This window comes from Noviherbaspirillum aerium (assembly GCF_008929045.1).
Lineage (GTDB): Bacteria > Pseudomonadota > Gammaproteobacteria > Burkholderiales > Burkholderiaceae_D > Noviherbaspirillum > Noviherbaspirillum aerium.
The window spans coordinates 97,485-115,353 of sequence record NZ_VFAH01000014.1 but is presented as its reverse complement, the minus strand read 5'-3'; the positions used below and the strand labels follow the sequence as shown (position 1 = coordinate 115,353).

At 60.9% G+C, this 17,869-nt stretch carries 12 protein-coding genes; 6 read left to right on the top strand and 6 right to left on the bottom strand.

Annotated features, from left to right (window positions below; all coding sequences use genetic code 11):
* Nucleotides 1-13: 13 nt before the first annotated feature.
* From FH061_RS19260 to FH061_RS19245, 4 genes are all read right to left on the bottom strand, one after another.
* Nucleotides 14-775: a type 1 glutamine amidotransferase domain-containing protein gene (locus FH061_RS19260; protein WP_151637453.1), complete on the bottom strand. Its 762-nt coding sequence runs from the start codon at nucleotides 773-775 to the stop codon at nucleotides 14-16.
* A 19-nt stretch (nucleotides 776-794) separates the two neighbouring features.
* A complete protein-coding gene (locus FH061_RS19255; protein WP_225984732.1) occupies nucleotides 795-1,370 on the bottom strand; it encodes a hypothetical protein in 576 nt (191 codons plus the stop codon).
* 36 nt (nucleotides 1,371-1,406) lie between these two features.
* Nucleotides 1,407-2,576, bottom strand: a complete 1,170-nt coding sequence (locus tag FH061_RS19250; RefSeq protein WP_151637452.1) for a zinc-dependent alcohol dehydrogenase — start codon at nucleotides 2,574-2,576, stop codon at nucleotides 1,407-1,409.
* A gap of 1,458 nt (nucleotides 2,577-4,034) precedes the next feature.
* Entirely contained in the window at nucleotides 4,035-4,613 is a 579-nt protein-coding gene (locus FH061_RS19245; protein ID WP_151637511.1) for a hypothetical protein, read from the bottom strand.
* A gap of 669 nt (nucleotides 4,614-5,282) precedes the next feature.
* On the opposite strand from FH061_RS19245, the gene FH061_RS19240 reads away from it, so the two are divergent.
* The 3 genes from FH061_RS19240 to FH061_RS19230 all read left to right on the top strand — a co-directional run bounded on the left by FH061_RS19240 (nucleotide 5,283) and on the right by FH061_RS19230 (nucleotide 12,418).
* The gene (locus FH061_RS19240) at nucleotides 5,283-8,333 is read left to right on the top strand and encodes a PAS domain S-box protein (RefSeq protein WP_151637451.1); all 3,051 of its coding nucleotides are present in this window, start codon (nucleotides 5,283-5,285) and stop codon (nucleotides 8,331-8,333) included.
* Between the two features lie 643 nt (nucleotides 8,334-8,976).
* Entirely contained in the window at nucleotides 8,977-11,175 is a 2,199-nt protein-coding gene (locus FH061_RS19235) for a hybrid sensor histidine kinase/response regulator (RefSeq protein ID WP_151637450.1), read from the top strand.
* A 94-nt stretch (nucleotides 11,176-11,269) separates the two neighbouring features.
* Entirely contained in the window at nucleotides 11,270-12,418 is a 1,149-nt protein-coding gene (locus FH061_RS19230; protein WP_151637449.1) for a sensor histidine kinase, read from the top strand.
* Between the two features lie 15 nt (nucleotides 12,419-12,433).
* Here the strand turns inward: FH061_RS19230 and manD are convergent, their stop codons facing one another.
* Nucleotides 12,434-13,645, bottom strand: a complete 1,212-nt coding sequence (gene manD, locus FH061_RS19225; RefSeq protein WP_151637448.1) for a D-mannonate dehydratase ManD — start codon at nucleotides 13,643-13,645, stop codon at nucleotides 12,434-12,436.
* A 48-nt stretch (nucleotides 13,646-13,693) separates the two neighbouring features.
* Nucleotides 13,694-15,163 (bottom strand): mannitol dehydrogenase family protein, encoded by a 1,470-nt coding sequence (locus tag FH061_RS19220; protein ID WP_151637447.1) that lies wholly within the window; start codon nucleotides 15,161-15,163, stop codon nucleotides 13,694-13,696.
* Nucleotides 15,164-15,330: 167 nt separating this feature from the next.
* On the opposite strand from FH061_RS19220, the gene FH061_RS19215 reads away from it, so the two are divergent.
* From FH061_RS19215 to FH061_RS19205, 3 genes are all read left to right on the top strand, one after another.
* Entirely contained in the window at nucleotides 15,331-16,083 is a 753-nt protein-coding gene (locus tag FH061_RS19215) for an SDR family oxidoreductase (RefSeq protein WP_151637446.1), read from the top strand.
* Nucleotides 16,084-16,141: 58 nt separating this feature from the next.
* Nucleotides 16,142-17,008, top strand: coding sequence for a fumarylacetoacetate hydrolase family protein (locus FH061_RS19210; protein WP_151637445.1), 867 nt, complete (start codon nucleotides 16,142-16,144; stop codon nucleotides 17,006-17,008).
* A gap of 124 nt (nucleotides 17,009-17,132) precedes the next feature.
* Entirely contained in the window at nucleotides 17,133-17,864 is a 732-nt protein-coding gene (locus FH061_RS19205; protein WP_151637510.1) for an SDR family NAD(P)-dependent oxidoreductase, read from the top strand.
* Nucleotides 17,865-17,869: the final 5 nt, after the last annotated feature.

The window sequence follows — 17,869 nt, the reverse complement described above, 5'->3', positions numbered from 1 at the left end:
GACTGTTTGCGGCCTAGGCCTGGCCCAGCCGATGTCGTTCCGGGGGCTGGTTCATCCGATAGTCCGGCCGCCGGCCTGTCGCAGCCAGTCCCGCGCCGAGCAGCATCACTCCCAATATGGTCCGGAATGAAGGGCGCGGCAGCCAGCGCATGGAATTGACGACCAGCGCGGGCGCCTGCTCCCGCTGCGGATCCGAACGGGCGGCTTGAGGAACGCTCCGAGTGTCTGCGGCACCGGAGAACAACTCGGTCATTGCGCTGACGAACGGCACCATGTCCTGCGGGCCGCGGCTGGTTACCCAATTGCCGTCTCTCACCACTTCCCGGTCCAGCCAGGTGGCGCCTGCGTTCACCATGTCATCCCGTATACCCGGCCAGGAAGTCATGGTCCTTCTCGAAGTGAGTCCCGCGGAGGCCAGCAGCCAGGGCCCATGGCAAAGGGTTGCGATTGGCTTGCGCTGCCGGTCGAACGCTCGCACGAAGTCGCGCGCCTTGGCGGACTGGCGCAACAGGTCCGGGTTGATGAACCCGCCCGGTATCAGCAGCCCGTCGTATTCCGCCGGACTGGCTTGGCCCAGGATTTTGTCAACGCGTACCTTGCTTGCAGGTTCATGCAGATTAACGCCGCGGATCCTCCCGGCATGCAGCGATACGATGTCGACATCCGCTCCCTCCATCTTGAGGGCGGCGACCGGAACGGCGAGTTCAACCTTCTCGAAACCGTCAACCGCCAGCACGGCGATGCGGCGGCCCGCAAGCGCATTCGGTTCAGGCATCACGTCCTCCAATGCGGGTTCAAAACCGGTATGCGCGCGCGTTCCGCCGCTTGAGCAGGAAATAGCCAATGCCGATCACCGCGGATGCTACCGCCGCCGTGCGGATGAGCCCTGCGCGGTTGTGGTGCCATTCGGCCTTAATGCCCATTTCGGCGAAGACATTGGGAACGCGGCCGCCCATGAGGTCCTGTCCTATGCCTTCCACGACGTTGACCCGGTCTGCCAGCAACAGCAGCATCCAGTGGCGAACGTCGTTCTCGCTGAATCCGTATGCGACGTCACGTATTTTTCCGCTGATGCCGCTGGGCGGCGTGCTGGTTCCGAACACCGGCGTGATGCCAGGCCGTTCGACCGAGTGGTATACCTTTATCCTCAGCGGCTGGTCTTCGACATCGTGCCAATGCAGCCCTTCTAGGCGCGGCGGGGTCCTCTCCATCGGATATGCCGGCCGGTCGTTGGGATCGAGATCGGCCCCCCAGCCCTTGATGTGGGAAAAATTGTCAGCCGACTTTTTACTGTCGTCGTGTTCATGCCGATGCTGCGCTTTTGTCCCGCTGTGGTCGCGCAGATTGGTTGGGCGAGTTTGTATGTCCATTTCGCTTCACTCCTTGGAATGGGTGGATAAGACCGTTCAATGCATCGTTGCTAGGCTCCGCGCTCTGGGCGGGACCAGGATGGTCTTGATGCAGTTATCCAGCTTGCTGGAGAAGATGTGATAAGCGTCGGACACTTCCTCAAGCGGCACCCGATGCGTGATGATCTTCCTCGGTTCCAGGTTGCCCGCACGGATATGCTCGAACAGGCGCGGCAGGTGGCGCTTCACGCTGGCCTGGTTCATGCGCATCGTGATGCCTTTGTTCAGCGCATTCCCGATCGGCACGATGTTGAATGGAGGCCCATACACGCCGACGATGGAAACCGTGCCGCCCTTGCGCACGGAATTGATTGCCCAGTGCAATGCCGTGCTGGTACCGGCTTGCCATTTCAGGTATCTGCCCGTGAGCCGCTGTATCGCGCTGCCGGCGGCTTCGCAGCCTACCGCATCGATGCAGACGTCGGCGCCTAGCCAGTCGGTCATCTTCTTGATATGGATGGCCATGTCATCGACCTCCCTGAAGTTGACCACCTCGCATTGCGCGAAATTCTTGACGAACTCCAGCCGGTATTCCACATGGTCGACCACGATGACACGTCCCGCGCCCATCAGCCAGGCCGACTTCGCGGCAAAGATGCCGACCGGTCCGGCGCCGAAAACGACCACGGTGTCTCCTTGAGCGATGTCGCCCATTTCCGCGGCCTGGTAGCCGGTCGGGCAGGCATCGGTCAACAGAACGGCATCGTCGGGATGAATGTCTTTGGGGATCACCGTCGGGCCGACATCAGCCATCGGCACACGCACGTATTCCGCCTGGCCACCGTCATAGCCCCCGGTCGTGTGCGAGTAGCCGTAGATGCCGCCGACGGCTGTGGCTTCTGGGTTTACGTTATGGCAGTTGCTGTAAAGTTCTTTTTGGCAGAAAAAACAGGAGCCGCAAAAGATATTGAAAGGCACGAGCACATGGTCGCCCACTTTCAAGTTCTGGACCGACGGGCCGACCTCTTCCACTATGCCGGTGAACTCGTGGCCGAAGATCATGCCGACCCTGGTGTCGGGGACCAGGCCATGATAAAGATGCAGATCCGATCCGCAGATGCATGCGCGCGAGACTCGTACGATCGCGTCGTTCGGGTGCTCGATTTGCGGATCGGGCTTTTGTTCTGCGCGTACCCTGTAGGGGCCTCTGTAATTCATTGCCAGCATAAGATTCTCCTAACCAGAAATAGTGATGGCAGCCGCTCGCAACAACATGACAAGCCTTACAGCCGCTCCTTTCGGAAACGCCGCGCTGCCTTCGATTCGTCGGCCGATGTCCTTTTCCATTGCACCGTTTCATTAGCAAGCCGTTCAGCTGCGGCAGCAGCCTGCGCGGGCCATAGTCAGAAATCTTTCATCATGAGCTAGGGTGGCTTCGTGTCCCAGGTCAGAATTTTTCTAACCAGAAGATATTCGCCTCAGCAGGATGCTTTCCGTAGCCGAGCCTGCGATGGCAGGCTCGATACCGCAGGGCCAGCCATGACTGCTTCTTTACGAGATATGACGATTGTCTTCATCGTACGGTCCGATGATCCGCGGCCTCGTCATCACATATGGATGCAGATGAAATCGCAGACCTAATGAACGGCTGAGAATGGCTTTGTGTACGTAAGTTCAATAAAAAAACTGAATGCGATGTGCTTCGATACGGCGGCTGTGCGTTCCTTGGCGCGCCAAAAAATATGGGATGCAGGAGGTGTCGAAATCTGCACGCAAGCATAGTCGGGCGGCTGATGATTTCGGTGTTGTGTGACCGTCCGTTTCGCTTTCCCGTGCCGGTGCCCGCCGGCATATGCCGTCTTCAGTTCGGGCGGCTGCGGATAACATCGAACATCATCAATTAGTATGGAGTGCCACTTTCTGCCATAGACAAAACTTGGGCGTGCACACGGCACATGGTGGGAATGGGCCAACATGTGGTAACTGTCCTGCCTCCGAATATTGATAGGCGCTTTCTCGCGGATCGGACACAAGAAATCACCAGTGGTGAATCCGAAGATGAAACCACTGCGTACAGCATCGAGGTTTAGAAGAGTGTCGAGCGACGCAACATGGTGACGATGCAGCCGGCAAACGGGAGCCGCGGCGTCGTGGCCCAAACAGTGCCTTGGTCTGGTGCGGATGGCAGCCTGTTCCGGATCACTGTTGTCTCCATGATTCTGCCTTCAAATATTTCGAGTTATTTCCGAGCTTCGTGGACCATTGCTACGCGTGTGCCGCAGCCCCATGCAAGAGTACCGACAATAATGTCTGCTGCCATGTGATTGGAACGCGCTCAATGAAAGAGTGCGAATAACATCGGCTTCTGAAGCTTAAGTGAAAATGCGTTTGCCGCTCGCAGTTGGTCTTGGCCGAAGAAGGGCTGCTTGCTTACTGGTTGCGTACGGATCGCGAGGGACTTCTTGGAAGCCGCATCATGAACTAGAAGGCAGCCTGAAGCTGAAGGGAAGCGGTTTGCCCTCGGAACCTCGGTGTGCGGACAATACGCTATCAAGCGGCGCGGGGCGTGTGCTTGAGAGGTTGCGCAACGGTCTCAAAATCCCAACGATGAAATGGCAGCGGGATTGCCGGCCTGATTCAAGTGTGCAGCGCCGTGGCCAAGCCGTTCCACGGTATCCGTACGGCTCATTTGTCGACTCTCTTGAAGCTCACCACCCAGACCCATGGATTCGAGTCCCAGCTGCCGGCTCCGTTAAGGTCTTTCCACAGTTGCCGGTAGGCGTCCCGGCTGGTCGGCACCAGGCTGCTGATGCCGTCGACACCCTCGGCAGCCGCGTCAGGCTCGCTGATGTCTTGCAATCGTTCCACCCACACGCCACTCACTTCCAGCAGGATGCGTGACAGGCGACGCGGGCAGTGGATTGATGCCAGATGATTTCGCTGCCACGGCCAGGCGTCAGCTATGGTCGGCATGCCATCGGCCGAGTAACGCGACATCTGCATGTCATTGCCATAGCCGCGTACGATACTTTCCTTCACCCAAAGCCGGTCGCCCGGGACGCCGTAGGGGCATCTCCAGTTCTGATCAGGCAAGAGACGGCTTTCGGTGTCGCTCCATGGGTGAAAGAAATTTTCCTTGTACTCAAGGACATCTTCCGTCCCCGCTTGCGGCTGTGGTTTCAGGATGCGCCGCGTCTGCGTTTTGCGGTCATCAAGCAAGGCTCGGACCATGGGAGCGGAAAAAAGGATAGGGCGTTCTTTCATTTCATCATTTCTTTCTGGAGGGATGATAGGAATAAGTTTTGGGAAATGATGACCGCACCGGGCACGGTTGCAGCCGTGGTCCTGGCACTGATGTTGGCCTGCCAGCAGTTCTTTTCGCATGCACGAATCCATGAATTGTGCCTATGTGATTGCGGCTTTTCTTGCCTCCACGCTTGAAGGTTGAAATGGGGTAGAGTGTCTTCGACGTGAGAGTTGGTAAATCCGTCTTTCCTGAGATTGAGACACAACCACTTCTTGTAATGGACACCTTTAGTGTACCGACAGAGGAACTCTTTACTCTTTGCGTTCTTCCAAAGAATGTTGCATACCGCTTCGCTTATCCATCTCGCTTTTGGAAGCAGCGAAACCTTCAATTGGCCGGATTGCCCAGATGCCAAATTGCGCTTTTCGTACTGGAATCGATGGCATGCCGGAGCAGGGCGAATTTCGAAAGCCATTTCGACATGTCATGACCATTGTTTTCGCTCTTTTGTGTTCGCTTCGCTCTAGGCCGGGAATGTGCATTCGAGAATGGGTATCTTCGCCTCGCGAAGAATCGAAGGAAATGAATTGAACATACATTCCATCTATGGCGAGACTAAACTCGAGTTACCTGATCTGCCACCTCCTATGTATTCATAAAGGCTTTTTCTCTGCTGGAAGGCGACCATGCGCAGCCCCGCAATTTCTGCCGAAAAGATAAAAGACATCCTGCGCTTAAAAATGGACATGCGGCTTTCGCACGAGCAAATCGCGCAAACCTTGGGCCTCTCAAAAGGCGTGGTTGGGAAATATGTCGGATTAGCGAAGGGCGTCGCGCTCGATTGGCCGGCAGTGCGACTGATGAGCGAAGCCGACCTCAAGCGATGCCTGCATGTGGGCCGGCAACAAGTCTTCCCCTATGTGCGGCCTGACTATGGCCGTCTCCATCTTCGTTTATGCCGCAGCGGCAACACACTCCTAAGCGAATGGGAGCGATACAAGGCCGATTATGCTGAACAGAAAACCTACCGTTATACCCAGTTCTGCGAGCACTATCATTCCTTCGTCTTGCGCATTGGCCGCTCGTTGCGTCAGGTGTTTCGGGGTGGCGAAAGAATGTTCTGCGGTTTCGCCGTATCGGCCGTTCCCTTGACCGAAGGAGGCTGCGCGTATATTTTTCTGGCCACCATGGGCGCTTCCAGGCTGGCCTTCGCCTGCGTCGCCTCCGCAGACACGGCGCATGAATGGATTTGTTGCGCCGTCCGGGCCTTGCATTTCTATGGCGGCGTGCCCCGGCTCATTATTCCCGATGGCTCGAATCAAACGCTACCCATCGATGACACGCGCGATGGTGAGATGGTGCTCGGCTTCGCCCGCCATTACGGTACCTCGGTGTTGCCATCAATGCCCCAGGATGCCAGACAGAAGGCGCAGGCCGTATTGCAGGTCAAATTCCTTGAACGCTGGATCTTGCGGGACTTGCGTCACCTGCGGTTCGCCACGGCAGCCGAAGTCGAGGCCGCGCTGCATCCCTGCATGGAGCGCTTGAACCAGCACCCGTTCCGACGGTTGCCCGGCAACCGCGCCAGCGCATTTGCCGAGTGGGACCAGACTGCCTTGTCTGCGTTGCCGGCACAATCCTATGAATTTCCAAATCCATCAATCGGGCCGATTACGGTTAGGGCTTTGCATCCCGCTACCAAGGGCAAGCCGAAGGCCAGGATACTGGTAGCGGAATCCGATGCTGGCATGCGGACCTACCTGGAACAGTTGTTCGGCAAAGAATACCAAGTCATCTCAGCACCCAACGGGCCCGTGGCATTGCAGGCAGCCTTGGAACACCGGCCGGAGATGGTGCTAAGCGGACTGGCCAGGCCGGAGTCGGACGGTTTCGATTTGCTTCGCGGTCTGCGCGCTCAATCCTCTACCTCGACAATCGCGTTCGTCCTGCTGTTCTTCGGGCCGAACGTTAACGCCGATGAGGAAGGCATGCTCGCCGGGGCCGACGACTGGCTTGCCAAGCCTTTCAACGGACGCGAACTGTTAAGCAAGGCAAGAGGGATGATTGCCCTGACGAGATCGCGGCGCGAAATGCAATGCAGCGATGAGCGACTGCGCGTGGTGCCCTTGACCATCCTCGAAGATTTGGGCGGGGGACTCATGGCGGTCGATTCCGAATGGCGTATCACCTACCTCAACACCGCGGCTGAAAAACGGGTTCGCCTGCCACGATCTTATCTGGTCAACAGAAACTATTGGGAGGTCTTTCGCACCGTGCGAGGAACCCTGGTCGAGTTGGAATGCCGCCGCGCGATGTCGAGTCGCATAGCGGTACGCTTCGAGTACTATGATGTGCATTCTCAGGCATGGACCGAGATGAGCGCATCGCCAATGGAGGATGGCGGGATTCTGCTGTACGCGAACGACATTACCGACCGCAAGCGCGCACAGGAAGCCCTGCAGGGAGCCGAAGCGCGGCTGAGCACTGAGTTGCAGGCGATGAGCCAACTGCAGCTTCTCGGCACCCGCCTGCTAGACATCCCGGACTTTGAACTCGCGCTCAAGGAAGTGTTGAATGCAGCGATTTCCTTGCTTGGCACGACTATGGGAACGATACAGCTTTACAGGCCACAGACCCAAACTCTGGAAATCGTCACGCAACAAGGACTCAGCGCGGAATTCTTGGCGCATTTCCACTTCGTGAAATGCGACGACAGCACCGCAAGCGGTGAGGCTGCCAAACACTGCAAGCGCACCATCGTTCAGGATGGCTATCTTGATTACCGTTTTGCGGCAGACAGGTCGCTTCTCGACTCGGCCGGCATCCGGGCTTGGCAATCCACGCCCCTGTTTGGCCGCAATGGAATATTGCTGGGAGTCCTTTCCACTCATTTCCGCGAGCCGCACTATCCTCCGGACCGTGAATTGCGCATGCTTGATCTTTATTCGCGCCAGGCGGTCAGCATTATCGAGCGCTTGTTCGCAGAGACCGCACTGCGCGAACAACAAGAGTTTGTCATGATGGTATTGAACAGCACCATCGATGGACTGATGACCCTGGATGCCGAGTCCCGGTTCGTCTATTTCAGCGCGGCCGCAAGAAAGATGCTTGCCGAGCAGGGAATCAACGCCGACAGTCTGATCGGCAAACAATATCTCACCGAAGCTTTTCGTGATGCGAGCGAGGATGAATCGGGACTGGGCTTCCAGCGCGCGGTGAGCGAGCGGGTGCTGGTCGAGGTTGAAAACTACTATGTGCCTTTCAACCGCTGGTATCTGATCCGCTTTTTCCCGATGAATGGGGAGAGAATGGCGATCATCGTACAGGACATTACCGAGCGCAGACGCGCCGTGGAAGCCTTGCGCGAGAGCGAAACCCGGTTCCGCGCGCTGGCCGAGGCCTCCCCCGGCCTGATATGGCAGTTGGATGCCACGGGAAATGCGATTTATCTGAACCCGCGGTTCCGCGAATTACTGGGCGTGCCGCTGAAAGATCTCATGGGCGCCGCGTGGCATAAGGTGGTTCACCCACAAGATTTGCCATCCTATGTGGCTGCGATCGACAAGGCGATCCGTGAGCACGGACGCTTGCAGCATCGGGTGCGTGTCAAAAGAAAGGATGGGGAATGGCGCTGGCTGGAAACCAATGCGCTGCCGTGGTTCACCTCCGAGGGTGAATATGCGGGGCACGTTGGCATTTCCATCGACATCAGCGAAGCGTTGGAGGCTGCGGGGTAGCCGCGTTCATGCAGTCCGATGACCTCGATCGCGAGACGTTCGCGGAGCTACGCCGGGGGATAACCTCGTTCAAACCTGCCCGCATCGCGGTGTCATCAGGACCCACCGCTATATGCTCGTTCAAGCCGGCCACCTTTTCCGCGAGGCGTTGATTCGCCTTCGTGATCTGTTTAGCTTCGCCCGCTAATCGGGCCCATTTGTGCCGAAGCCCTTGCACCCCCATGCTGTTTGCCATGGCACTTCCTCCAGACATGATTGGTAGGCGGCACATCCGCCCTCATCCAGTCTAAAAGATTGCCATGCAGACAAGATCGCTAAAAAAGCCGAAAATTTCCAGGTGTCATGTACAACAGCGACATAATGCCGCATTTGCGGATTGTCATGGTGCAATGGCATTCCGGGCATGGCTTGACTTGGCAAGTAAAAGAATGTGAGGGTTTGTGACAGTCGTCACGGTAGCGGCTGCTCGATGGGCATACAGTCGGGCCAACGACTTACGCATGGTCGCCAAAGGTTTAGCCCGCATGCCGTTCGGCATGCGGGCTTTTTTATTGCCGCTGGTACCGGAAAACCGCAAGAATACCGAACCGGTATACTTCAAATCCTGCAATTCTTACGAATCCTGCAAATACCGAAAGCATTCATGCGCATCCGAACCCGCCTGCTGGTCCTGATCCTGTCGGTCCTGATCCCGTCGTTTCTGGCATCGCTGCTGGCGGTCTGGTTCGTCTACAAGGAACAGCAGCAGGAACAGATCAACGGCATGTCGGAAACGGCGCGCGCGCTGTCGGCGCTGGTCGACAGCGACCTGCAGGCAACGGAGAGCTTGCTGCGTGCGCTGGCAAGCTCTCCGGCGATTGCCGGAAACGACCTGCGGGCCTTCTATGATCATGCGCGCAGTCTGGCGCCGCCGGAGACATCGACGGTCGTCATCCGCGACTTGTCGGGCAAGCAGTTGCTCAATACCCGGTTGCCCTTCGGCGCGCCTCTTCCCAAGGGCAATTCCAATCTTTCCGAGCTGCAGCGCCGCTATGGCCTGGAAAAGACGGTGGTATCCGACCTGTTCTTTGCGCCCGCCGGCAAGCGCTACGACTATGCAGTGCAGGTGCCCATCATGCAGGGCGGCGAGGTGCGCCATCACCTGGCGATGGGCATCGCCGCATCGAACCTGCAGTCGCTACTCAATGGCCAAGGCTTGCCCGCCGGCTGGCTGACCGTGCTGGTCGACCGCCAGGGCATGGTGATGGCAAGGACAAGCGAACCCGAAAGGTACGTCGGCAAATTGGCGAACGAGGCGCTCAGAAAGCGCATTCTCGCGGGAGAAAAGTCGGGACTGCATTACGGCACGACGCTGGACGGCAGGCAGACCGCGGCGTTTTTCAGCCGCGCCGCGAAGTCCGAATGGACGGTGGTGGTCAATATCCCGGTCGCGGAAATGCGGCGCCCCGCCATTTACGCCGCGCAATTCCTTGGCGGCATCATGCTGGTCCTGCTGGGCGTGGCCATCGCCGGCGCCCGCTGGTATGCCCGACGCACCGCCGAGCCCATCGAGCAGCTGAGAATGGCCGCGAAAAGCCTGGGCCGGGGCGAGCCCGTGCGCGTCATGCCTTCCGGCATGCTGGAGACGGATGCGGCCGGCTTTGCGATGGTCGATGCCAGCCGCCAGATCCGCCAGCATCAGGCCAACCTGGAGCTGCGGGTTGCCGAAGCGGTGGCCGCCGCCGAGCGGGCGCAGCGCGCCTTGCTTCAGGGCCAGAAACTGGAAGCGCTCGGCCGCCTGACCGGCGGCATCGCGCATGACTTCAACAATATCCTCCAGACCCTGGCGACCTCGCTGCAGCTGATCCGCCTGAACAAGGATGCCTCGCGCATCCCGTCGCTGGTCGACACCTGCGAACGGGCGATCGAACGGGCCGCGCTGCTAACCGGGCAGATGCGCTCCTTCGGCAGGGCGCAGGAAGCGCGGCTCGACACGATCCGCCCGGATGACACCCTGCATGCGGCGCTGCCGCTGCTGCAAAGCGCGCTGCCGAGCAGTATCCGCCTCGATCTGCGATTGGACGACGGCTTGTGGCCGGTGACGGTGGACACGCTGCAGTTCGAACTGGCCCTGCTCAATGTCGTGATCAACGCGCGCGACGCCATGCCCGACGGCGGCGGCATTACGCTGGACATGCGCAATGTCGTCATGGCCGAATCCGTCAATGGCCTTGCGCCCGGAAACTATGTGCGTATCGCCATCACCGACACTGGAACGGGCATGTCGGCCGAGGTGCTTTCCAGGGCGCTCGATCCCTTCTTCACCACCAAGCCGGTGGACAAGGGCAGCGGCTGGGGCCTGTCGCAGACTTATGCGTTCGCGACCCAGGCACGGGGCACGGCTCTGCTGCACAGCGAGGAAGGCAAGGGCACCACCGTCACGCTGTATCTGCCGCAAGCCACTGGCGCGCTTCAGGCAACGCGGTCGGGCGAGAAGGCGGGACAGCCGCTCGCGGGGTCCGGCACGCTGCTGCTTGTCGAGGACGATGCGCTGGTGCGGGAATCGATGGCGCCGGCACTGTCGAACGCCGGATTCCGTGTCGTCGCCGCCGCCGACGGCGAACAGGCGCTGGCCATGCTCGACAGCGAACCGTCGATTTCCATGGTGCTCTCGGACATCGTCATGCCGGGCGGCGTCAGCGGCATCGATCTTGCCCGCATCGTCAGGGAGCGCTTTCCGCATATCCGCGTGGTGCTGGCCACCGGTTATACCGAAACGCGGGTGGACATGCCACACGTCGGCCTGCTTGCCAAGCCCTACAGGCTGTCCGACGCGGTGCGGATATTGAGCGAATCGGCATGATCTTCATTCAGACCGCGCCGGGCCGGGTAGGGTGGCGCAGCGATTGCTACAATCGGGGCAGCTCATTGCTTTTATGTTAATTAAAGGTAATAACGTGACATTCGCAAGCGATCAACAACTGGATGACGACAAGCTGTCCGCCAACGCAAGGCGGATGCTGGCACTGCGCGAGGCTGTGCTCCAGGAATGGGGGCAACGCCTGCGCGCGACGGTCAAGGAAGCCGAGCATCTGCCGCATCCGATCATGATCAATACCTTTCCCGGCCTGTACGACAACATCGCCGAAGCCATTACGCCCGGCTATGCGCGCAGTCCGGAAACCGAAACCAATACGGTGGCATCCGAACACGGCGGCGAACGCGCCCGCCTGACCAACTACAACGCCCAGGCCGTCGTCTCCGAATACCAGCTGCTGCGCTGGACCATCTTCGATGTGCTGCGCGAACATGGCGTGCAGCTCAACAGCGACGAGTTCGCCATCATCAATGCCTCGATCGACAATTCCATTCGCGATGCGGTCAATGCCTTCGCGCTGGCCCAGTCCGCGCTGCGCGAGCGCTTCGTGGCCGCGCTCACCCATGACCTGCGCAATCCGCTCGCCACCGCGGTGGCGGCGGCCGACCTGATCAAGCATTCCACCGACCCGGAAAAAATGAAGTCGCTGGCCGACCGCATCCTGAGCAATCTCAGCCGCATGGACGGCATGATCCAGAATCTGCTCGACGCCATCGTGTTCCAGACCGGCGAGCGCCTGCGACTGCGCATCGAGCCGTTCGACATGCTGGAACTGACGCGCGAGGTGGCCGAACAGTTCGCCTCCATCCATGGCGCATTGTTCGAAGTGGACGGCAGCCCGGTCAACGGCCATTGGGACCGCGAGGCGGTCAGGCGCTGCATTGAAAACCTGGCGAACAATGCGGTCAAATACGGCACGCCCGGCAGCCCGGTGCGTTTCAGCGTGACTGCATTGCATGGGCGGGCCGTGGTGTCAGTGCATAACGAAGGCCCGGCGATTCCTCCCGATCAGATGGAATCGGTATTCCAGGTGTTCCGGCGCGCCGTGTCGGCCAAGGAAGGCGGCAGCCGCGGCTGGGGCATCGGCTTGCCCTACGTGCGCGGCGTGGTCGAAAGCCACGGCGGCAGCGTCGGCGTCGACAGCACCGCCCAGCGCGGCACCACCTTCATCATCGACATGCCGGTGGATGCGCGCCCGTTTCAGCATGCCCCGACACTGGCGGAGTAATCTGCCTTTCAGGCATCACCAATGCCACAGCGTGCCGTCATGCGCCAGGCGGTTTACCGGCAGGTAGGCGGGCCTGTATGGATAGCGTGCCGCCAGCGTCTCGTCGATGTCGACACCATGGCCGGGCGCATCGCCCGGATACAGGAAGCCGTCCTCGAAGGTGTAGGCATGCGGGAAGACCGCATCGGTTTCATCGGTATGGCGCATGTATTCCTGAATGCCGAAATTGGGTACCCACAGGTCGAAATGCAGGGCCGCGCCCATGCAGGCCGGCGACAGATCGGTTGCGCCGTGCGATCCGGTGCGCACCTGGTACATGCCGGCGAAATCGGCGATGCGGCGCAGCTGCGTGATGCCGCCGGCATGGACCACGGTGGTACGGATGTAGTCGATCAGCTGCTGCTGGATCAGGTCCTTGCAATCCCAGATGGAATTGAAGATTTCCCCCACCGCCAGCGGCGTCGTGGTGTGCTGCCGGATCAGGCGGAAGCTCTCCTGGTTTTCGGCAGGCGTCGCATCCTCCATCCAGAACAGATGGTATGGCTCGAGCGCCTTGCCCAGCCGTGCCGCTTCGATGGGCGTCAGCCGGTGATGCACGTCGTGCAGCAGATGCACGTCCGGCCCCACCGCTTCGCGCACCGCCGCAAACAGCTTCGGCGTATGCAGCAGATAGCGCTCGGTGCTCCAGTCATGCTCCGACGGCAGCGTGCTGTCGGCCGGCTCATAGAACAGCGAGCCGCGTCCCACGCCGTATACCTTGTTCAGCCCGGGCACGCCCGACTGCGCGCGGATGGCCTTGTAGCCGAGCTTCTTGTAATGCAGCACCTGCTCGACCGTCTCGTCGATGTCGGCGCCGTTGGCATGGCCGTACACCATGACGCCGGTGCGGCTCTTCCCGCCCAGCAGCTGATACAGCGGCATGCCGGCCGCCTTGGCCTTGATGTCCCACAGCGCGGTATCGACCGCGGCGATCGCCGTCATTGTCACCGGCCCGCGCCGCCAGTAGGCGCCGCGGTACAGGTACTGCCAGATATCCTCGATCTGATGCGCGTCGCGCCCGATCAGGCAGGGAATGACATGGTCCGTCAGATAAGATGCCACCGACAACTCGCGTCCGTTCAATGTCGCATCGCCGATGCCGCTGAGGCCGTCGTCGGTGATGATCTTGAGCGTGACGAAATTGCGGCCGGGCGAACAGACGATGACCTTGGCATCGATGATTTTCATGGAGTCTCCTGGTTCGATTTATTGTGATCCGGATGCCTGGCGAAATAATCAGGCGGTGACGTATTCCATCACGGCCGCGCGGCTGCCGACCTGTTGCAGACGCTGCAGCGCGGCGACCAGTTCGCCGCGGAAGCGCTCGCTGCGCGGCAGGTCTTCACCGAAGATGGAACGCATGCCGAGCACGCGATCGACGATGTCCGCGGCGCTGCCCTGCGCGGCCGCCTGCAGCTGCTGCGCCAGCGGATCCTGCACCGCGATGGGCCGGCCATTCTCGTCGGCGCCGCCGACATAACGCATCCAGGCGGCGACCGCCAGCGCCGACAGGCGCACCGGCCTGCCGGCCGCCAGGTTGTCGCGCACCACCGCGAGAAAACGCTGCGGCAGCTTCTGCGAACCATCCATTGCAATCTGGTGGCAGCGGTGCGGCAGGGCCGTATTGCCGAAACGCTCGATGAGCTGCGCCTGATAGGCGCCGAGGTCCTGCTCCGCGGGCATCGACAGCGTAGGCGCGGCTTCTTCCTGCATGAAGCGCCGCACCAGCTGCGCATAGCCGGGCAAGGCGATGGCCTGGTAGACATAATCGCAGCCGCCGAGATAGCCGAGGTAGGCGAGCAGGGAATTGCTGCTGTTGAGCAGCCGCAGCTTCATGTCTTCATAAGGCTTCACGTCGCTGACGAACTGCGCGCCGCCGGCTTCCCAGCGCGGCCGTTCGCCGGCGAACGCATCCTCGATCACCCACTGCATGAAGGGCTCGCCCCAGACCGCGGCAGCGTCGCGCAGGCCGAGCCTTTCCTCGACCTCGTCCAGCGTCGCAGGCGTGGTGGCGGGCACGATGCGGTCCACCATGGTGTCGGGGAAGGCGACCCGGGATTCGATCCAGCGCGCGGTGGCGCCATCGACCTGTTCGGCAAAGGCCAGCACGAGCTGCCTCAGCAGGCGGCCGTTGTGCTGCAGGTTGTCGCAGCACAGTACGGTCAGCGGCTGGCCATGCGCAAGCCGGCGCGCATGCAGGCCGGCGAACAGCGTGCCGACGGTGCTTGCGGGCAGGTGCGGTGCGCGCAGGTCTTGTGCGATATCGGGATGGGTGAAGTCGAGCGAGCGCGTCGCCGGATCCAGCCCGTATCCCTTCTCGGTCACGGTCAGCGATACCAGCCTGATCTGCGGCGAAGCAATCAGCGCGGGCAGGCGCTGCGGATCGGAAGGCGTGTGGATCACGTCGCGGAGGCAGGCGATCACGCGCACGCCGCTGCCCGCGGCGCTCCTGGTAAGCACGCTGTACAAGCTGTCCTGCGCGCGCAGCGTGTCGCCCACGCCGGGCTGGCGCAGGCTTGCGCCGATGATTCCCCAGTCGCCGTAATCGGCGGCCAGCGCTTCTTCGGTATACACGGCCTGGTGGGCGCGATGAAACGCGCCGGTGCCGATGTGAACGATTCCGGCACGCAATGCTGCCGGGTCGTAATGCGGCCTGATTGCCAACGGCAGGCGGGCGAATGTGCTCAGCGATAACGATTGCGTCATGTCCGGTGAAAAAATAATTGAGAATGAATTGATAAAGTGGTCTTACCAATTTATCATACGGTCAATCGGCGTTCAACACGAAAAATCATCCCGCCCCATCGACGCGCCGGCATGCCTGCAAGGGCACGCCGGTATCGATGAAGCGGGAACAGACCATGGAGACCAGCATGCCCCGCCTTTCCAACAAGATCGCCCTCGTGACCGCAGCCGGCCAGGGCATAGGCCGCGCCACCGTCGAGGCCTTCGTGCGCGAAGGCGCACGCGTGATCGCCACCGACATCAATGAAGACCTGCTGCCGGAACTGGCCGAACTGCCCGGTTGCACCGCGCGCCGCCTCGATGTCACCGATGCGGCCGCCATCGAGGCGCTGGCCCGCGAAGTGGGACATATCGATGTGCTGTTCAACTGCGCCGGCTTTGTCGATCACGGCAGCATCCTTGAATGCGACGAGAAGTCATGGGATTTCTCCTTCGATCTCAACGTGCGCGCGATGTACCGCATGATGCGCGCCTTCCTGCCGGCGATGGTCGAAGGCGGCGGCGGTTCCATCATCAACATGTCCTCGGCCGCGTCCAGCATCAAGGGCGTGCCCAACCGTTTCGTCTATGGCGCATCAAAGGCAGCGGTAATCGGCATGACCAAGTCGGTCGCCGCCGATTTCGTCACCAGGGGCATACGCTGCAACGCGATTTGTCCCGGCACCGTAGAATCACCTTCATTGAGGCAGCGGATAGAAACGCAGGCCCGCAACAGCGGACAAAGCATTGCCGCAGTGGAAGCCGCCTTCGTCGCGCGCCAGCCCATGGGCCGCGTCGGCCGGGCAAGCGAAATCGCCGCGCTGGCGGTGTATCTTGCCTCCGACGAATCCTCATTCACGACCGGCACCGCGCAGCTCATCGACGGCGGCTGGTCCAATTGAAGACATCTCAGTCATTGAAGAGCTGAGCACAATCACTACACCTGATCAAGGAAGACACATGAAGTTGATGCGATATGGCGCGAAGGGAAACGAGAAACCGGCAATCGTCGATACCGGCGGCAAGGTGAGGGACCTGTCCTCCGTGGTGCCGGACTTCACGACCGGGACGTTGTCGCCGGAGGCGCTCGCCAGGCTGGCCGACATCGATACCGGCAAGCTGCCGGTGGTCGAGAATCCCGGCCGCATCGCGACGCCGTATTCCGGCGTCGGCAAGTTCATCTGCGTCGGCCTCAACTACGCCGATCATGCGGCCGAATCGAATCTGCCGGTGCCGCCGGAGCCGGTGCTGTTCATGAAGGCCACCAGCGCCGTGATCGGCTGCAATGATCCGGTGGTGCTGCCGCAGGGCTCGGTGAAGACCGACTGGGAAGTCGAGCTCGGCGTGGTGATCGGCTCCAAGGCGCGCTATGTCAGCGAAGAGAATGCGCTGGATTATGTTGCCGGCTACTGCGTGGTGAACGACATCTCCGAGCGCGAATTCCAGATCGAGCGCGCGGGCCAGTGGGACAAGGGCAAGGGCTGCGATACCTTCGGTCCCATCGGACCCTGGCTGGTCACTAAAGATGAAGTGCCCGATCCGCAGAATCTCGACATGTGGCTCGAAGTCAACGGCAAGCGTTTCCAGAACGGCAGCACCCGCACCATGGTCTACAAGGTGGCGCACCTGGTCAGCTATATCAGCCGTTTCATGACCCTGTACCCGGGCGACGTCATCAGCACCGGCACGCCGCCGGGCGTGGGCATGGGCCAGAAGCCTGCGCCGGTCTATCTGAAGGCGGGCGATGTGATGCGTCTCGGCGTTGCCGGCCTCGGCGAACAGCAGCAGACCGTGCATGCCTGGAATCCGGAACTGATCGACAACTGAGTTCCGGCGATATTGCGGCGACATGGCCACCATATAGCTGCTATGTCGGCGCAATGCGAGGGATGGACAAATCATGTCTGCCCCTCGTCCTCACTTTGATTCTTCCTGCATCGACGAGGTGGCAATGACGGCAATGAATTTCGGACTGGCCGGGAAATCGGTATTGGTGGCCGGCGGGACCAGCGGCATCGGCGCCGGCATCGCGGCGGCGTTCGCCCAACAGGACGCGCGCGTGCTGGTGACCGGCGCCACCGAACGCGAGGTGGAAGCAGCCGCGGCGGGCGGCAAGGCGGTGAATGCGCGCGTTCTCGATGTGCGCGACGGCGACGCGGTGACGCAGTTGATCGCGGGCTTCGACAGCCTCGATGTCGTCGTCAATTGCGCCGGCGTCATCCGCCGCGGCGCCGAGCATGATCCGGCCGCGTTCGAAGATGTCATCGACATCAACCTCAACGGCAGCATGCGCGTCTGCGCCGCCGCGCGTTCCCTGCTCAGGCAGTCGAAAGGCTGCATCATCAATACCGCGTCGATGCTGTCGTATTTCGGCGGCGGCCTGGTGCCCGGCTACAGCGCGAGCAAGGGCGGCGTCATGCAGCTGACCAAGTCGCTGGCGATCGCCTATGCGGAGGATGGCATCCGCGTCAACGCGGTGGCGCCCGGATGGATCGCCACGCCTCTGACGCAGGCGCTGCAGGACGACGAGGGCCGCAGCAGGCAGATCCTTGACCGCACGCCGCTGCGGCGCTGGGGCACGCCGGCCGATGTGGCGGCGCCGGTGCTGTTCCTTGCCAGCGATGCAGCGCGTTTCATCACCGGCGTCATCCTCCCTGTCGATGGCGGTTATCTCGTTGCCTAAGGAAT